Source organism: Capnocytophaga sp. oral taxon 863 str. F0517 (assembly GCF_000466425.1).
Lineage (GTDB): Bacteria > Bacteroidota > Bacteroidia > Flavobacteriales > Flavobacteriaceae > Capnocytophaga.
In genome coordinates this window covers 1-4,984 of record NZ_KE992121.1, presented here as the reverse complement: position 1 = coordinate 4,984, position 4,984 = coordinate 1, and the positions used below count along the sequence as shown (strand labels likewise).

General features: G+C 47.9%; 2 tRNA genes and 2 rRNA genes. All 4 read left to right on the top strand.

Annotation, left to right across the window (positions count from 1 at the left end):
* Nucleotides 1–130: 130 nt before the first annotated feature.
* The 4 genes from HMPREF1551_RS05390 (at nt 131) to HMPREF1551_RS05375 (ending at nt 4,972) form a co-directional block, all read left to right on the top strand.
* Nucleotides 131–1,643: ribosomal RNA gene (locus HMPREF1551_RS05390) — 16S ribosomal RNA — on the top strand.
* Nucleotides 1,644–1,713: 70 nt separating this feature from the next.
* A tRNA-Ile gene (locus tag HMPREF1551_RS05385) sits at nt 1,714–1,787 on the top strand.
* Between the two features lie 124 nt (nt 1,788–1,911).
* Nucleotides 1,912–1,985, top strand: a tRNA-Ala gene (locus tag HMPREF1551_RS05380).
* A gap of 156 nt (nt 1,986–2,141) precedes the next feature.
* Nucleotides 2,142–4,972 (top strand): 23S ribosomal RNA (locus HMPREF1551_RS05375).
* The 16S and 23S rRNA genes sit together here with 2 tRNA genes alongside, the layout of an rRNA operon.
* Nucleotides 4,973–4,984 lie beyond the last annotated feature (12 nt).

Genomic DNA, 4,984 nt, shown 5'->3' with positions numbered 1-4,984 from the left:
GTTTCGAAAAAAGGTTATACCTTTGCACCCGCAAACAAAGCGACAAGTTCATTAAGAAATATTGATAATACAGCACAGAAAGATTTAGACTAAGCGGGCTTTTACGAGTCAAAAGAGATTTAAAGATTTAACGATGAAGAGTTTGATCCTGGCTCAGGATGAACGCTAGCGGCAGGCCTAACACATGCAAGTCGAGGGATAAGCCCTTCGGGGTGGAAACCGGCGCACGGGTGCGTAACGCGTATGCAACCTACCTTTCACAGGGGGATAGCCCGAAGAAATTTGGATTAATACCCCATAATATTGTTGGATGGCATCATCTGATAATTAAAGTTACGATGGTGAAAGATGGGCATGCGTCCTATTAGCTAGTTGGAGTGGTAACGGCACCCCAAGGCTACGATAGGTAGGGGTCCTGAGAGGGAGATCCCCCACACTGGTACTGAGACAGGGACCAGACTCCTACGGGAGGCAGCAGTGAGGAATATTGGTCAATGGTCGAAAGACTGAACCAGCCATGCCGCGTGCAGGACAGACGGCCCTAGAGGTTGTAAACTGCTTTTATATGGGAAGAATAAGGAGTACGAGTACTTTGATGACGGTACCATATGAATAAGCATCGGCTAACTCCGTGCCAGCAGCCGCGGTAATACGGAGGATGCGAGCGTTATTCGGAATCATTGGGTTTAAAGGGTCTGTAGGCGGGCTATTAAGTCAGGGGTGAAAGGTTTCAGCTTAACTGAGAAATTGCCTTTGATACTGGTAGTCTTGAATATCTGTGAAGTTCTTGGAATGTGTAGTGTAGCGGTGAAATGCTTAGATATTACACAGAACACCGATTGCGGAGGCAGGGGACTAACAGATGATTGACGCTGAGAGACGAAAGCGTGGGGAGCGAACAGGATTAGATACCCTGGTAGTCCACGCTGTAAACGATGGATACTAGCTGTTTGGCGTAAGCTGAGTGGCTAAGCGAAAGTGATAAGTATCCCACCTGGGGAGTACGCACGCAAGTGTGAAACTCAAAGGAATTGACGGGGGCCCGCACAAGCGGTGGAGCATGTGGTTTAATTCGATGATACGCGAGGAACCTTACCAAGGTTTAAATGGGAACTGACAGGGGTAGAGATACCTTTTTCTTCGGACAGTTTTCAAGGTGCTGCATGGTTGTCGTCAGCTCGTGCCGTGAGGTGTCAGGTTAAGTCCTATAACGAGCGCAACCCCTATTGTTAGTTACCAGCACGTAATGGTGGGGACTCTAGCAAGACTGCCGGTGTAAACCGCGAGGAAGGTGGGGATGACGTCAAATCATCACGGCCCTTACATCTTGGGCTACACACGTGCTACAATGGTCGTTACAGAGAGCAGCCACTGCGCGAGCAGGAGCGAATCTATAAAGACGGTCACAGTTCGGATCGGAGTCTGCAACTCGACTCCGTGAAGCTGGAATCGCTAGTAATCGGATATCAGCCATGATCCGGTGAATACGTTCCCGGGCCTTGTACACACCGCCCGTCAAGCCATGGAAGCTGGGAGTACCTGAAGTCGGTGACCGCAAGGAGCTGCCTAGGGTAAAACCAGTGACTGGGGCTAAGTCGTAACAAGGTAGCCGTACCGGAAGGTGTGGCTGGAACACCTCCTTTCTAGAGAAACGACTTTTAAGGTCAGCTTAGTTTAGATCTGTGTTGTGTTATTAAAGATATAAGAATAAGCAGTCTCATAGCTCAGCTGGTTAGAGCGCTACACTGATAATGTAGAGGTCGGCAGTTCGAGTCTGCCTGGGACTACAAAGCTGAAAGGAAATTCTAGAAGCTGAAGAAGTTTTTAGTTTTGGGTTTTTAGTTTTGAGTTAGATTTTTCTAGCTCAATATAGGGACTCAAAATTCAAGACTTAAAACTCAAAATTAACTTGGGGAATTAGCTCAGCTGGCTAGAGCACCTGCCTTGCACGCAGGGGGTCAAGGGTTCGAATCCCTTATTCTCCACAAAAAAAGTTCATTGACATATTGGATAAGATATCAAAAATTAAAACAAGTAGATAATACAAAAAGATAGGTAAGTTTTGAATTTTGAGTTTTAAATTTTGAGTTGTTATAACTCAAAACTAAGAACTAAGAACTCAAAACTACTACATACGAGTACAATAAGTTATGTAAGGGCGTATGGGGGATGCCTAGGCTCTCAGAGGCGAAGAAGGACGTGATAAGCTGCGAAAAGTTGCGGGGATTGGCACATACGAGGTGATCCGCAAATATCCGAATGGGGCAACCCAGTATATTGAAGATATACTACATCGTAAGATGAGCAAACCCGCTGAACTGAAACATCTAAGTAGGCGGAGGAGAAGAAAACAAAAGTGATTCCCAGAGTAGTGGCGAGCGAAATGGGAGGAGCCCAAACCAATGTTGTTTCGGCAACATTGGGGTTGTAGGACTGCGACATTTGCTGTTTATAGAATTAGAACGCTTTGGAAAGAGCGACCACAGAGGGTGATAGTCCCGTATAGGCAATATAAATAAGTGATAGCAGTATCCTGAGTAGGGCGGGGCACGTGGAACCCTGTCTGAAACTGCCGGGACCATCCGGTAAGGCTAAATACTCCTGAGAGACCGATAGTGGACTAGTACCGTGAGGGAAAGGTGAAAAGCACCGTGAATAACGGAGTGAAAAAGACCCTGAAACCATACGCTTACAAGCGGTCGGAGCGGCCTTTGGCCGTGACGGCGTGCCTTTTGCATAATGAGCCTACGAGTTACTGTTACTGGCAAGGATAAGCACTTAAGGTGCGCATTCGTAGCGAAAGCGAGTCTGAATAGGGCGCTGGAGTCAGTAGGAGTAGACGCGAAACCTGGTGATCTACCCTTGGGCAGGTTGAAGCACTGGTAACACAGTGTGGAGGACCGAACTGGTTGTCGTTGAAAAGACTTCGGATGACCTGAGGGTAGGGGTGAAAGGCCAATCAAACTGGGAAATAGCTCGTACTCCCCGAAATGCATTTAGGTGCAGCGTTGTGACAAAGTTTAATAGAGGTAGAGCTACTGATTGGATGCGGGGGTTTCACCGCCTACCAATTCCTGACAAACTCCGAATGCTATTAAATGTTTCACAGCAGTGAGGGCTTGGGTGCTAAGGTCCAAGTCCGAGAGGGAAAGAACCCGGACCATCAGCTAAGGTCCCCAAATATATGCTAAGTTGAAAAAACGCGGTTGAACTGCACTGACAGCTAGGATGTTGGCTTGGAAGCAGCCATACATTTAAAGAGTGCGTAACAGCTCACTAGTCGAGCGGTTCGGCATGGAGAATAAACGGGCATAAGCATATTACCGAAGCTATGGGGTATTAATACCGGTAGGGGAGCATTCTATATACGTTGAAGCTAAAGGCGTGAGCCATAGTGGAGTGTTATAGAAAAGAAAATGTAGGCATAAGTAACGATAAGGCAGGCGAGAAACCTGCCCGCCGAAAGATCAAGGTTTCCTCAGCTATGCTAATCAGCTGAGGGTTAGTCGGGGACTAACGCGTACCCTTTCAGGGGAAGTGGATGTACAACTGGTTAATATTCCAGTACTAGTATTTCAATAAAAGCGACGGAATGAGATATACGCTGCGCACAGACGGAGTTGCGTTGAAGGTGTTGTTATGGCACTGATAGTACACTTAGGCTACGGCCACGGTGATAGCGTAGACAACGTTTCCAAGAAAAGCGAGAGATACTACCCGTACCGTAAACCGACACAGGTGATCGGGAAGAGCATTCTAAGGCGCTCGAGAGATTCATGGCTAAGGAACTAGGCAAAATAGACCTGTAACTTCGGGAGAAAGGTCGCCTATCGTAAGATAGGCCGCAGTGAAAAGGTCCAAGCGACTGTTTATCAAAAACACAGGACTCTGCAAAATCGAAAGATGAGGTATAGGGTCTGACACCTGCCCGGTGCTGGAAGGTTAAGAGGAGGGCTTAGCGCAAGCGAAGGTCTGAATTGAAGCCCCAGTAAACGGCGGCCGTAACTATAACGGTCCTAAGGTAGCGAAATTCCTTGTCGGGTAAGTTCCGACCTGCACGAATGGTGTAACGATTTGGACACTGTCTCGGCCATGAGCTCGGTGAAATTGTAGTATCGGTGAAGATGCCGATTACCCGCAGTGGGACGAAAAGACCCTGTGCACCTTTACTATATCTTCGTATTGACCTTGGATAAGTGATGCGTAGGATAGGTGGGAGACATTGATTGGGGCATTCCGGTGCTTCATGAGTCGTTGTTGAAATACCACCCTTTGCTTATCTGAGGCCTAACTCTCCTTTATGGGAGAGGACAATTCGTGGAGGGTAGTTTGACTGGGGTGGTCGCCTCCAAAAGCGTAACGGAGGCTTCTAAAGGTTCCCTCAGCACGCTTGGTAACCGTGCGTAGAGTGCAATGGCAAAAGGGAGCTTGACTGAGAGACCTACAAGTCGATCAGGTACGAAAGTAGAGCATAGTGATCCGGTGGTTCCGTATGGAAGGGCCATCGCTCAAAGGATAAAAGGTACGCCGGGGATAACAGGCTGATCTCCCCCAAGAGCTCACATCGACGGGGGGGTTTGGCACCTCGATGTCGGCTCGTCACATCCTGGGGCTGGAGAAGGTTCCAAGGGTTGGGCTGTTCGCCCATTAAAGTGGCACGCGAGCTGGGTTCAGAACGTCGTGAGACAGTTCGGTCTCTATCTACTGTGGGCGTTAGAAATTTGCGTGGAGCTGACTCTAGTACGAGAGGACCGAGTTGGACTAACCGCTGGTGTATGAGTTATTCTGCCTAAGGGTACAGCTCAGTAGCTATGTTAGGAAGGGATAAGTGCTGAAAGCATATAAGTACGAAACCCACCACAAGATGAGATTTCTTTTGAGGGTCGTGGGAGATGACCACGTTGATAGGTTACAGGTGTAAAGGTGGTAACATCAAAGCCGAGTAATACTAATCACCCGAAGACTTATTGTACAGAATTCTTTT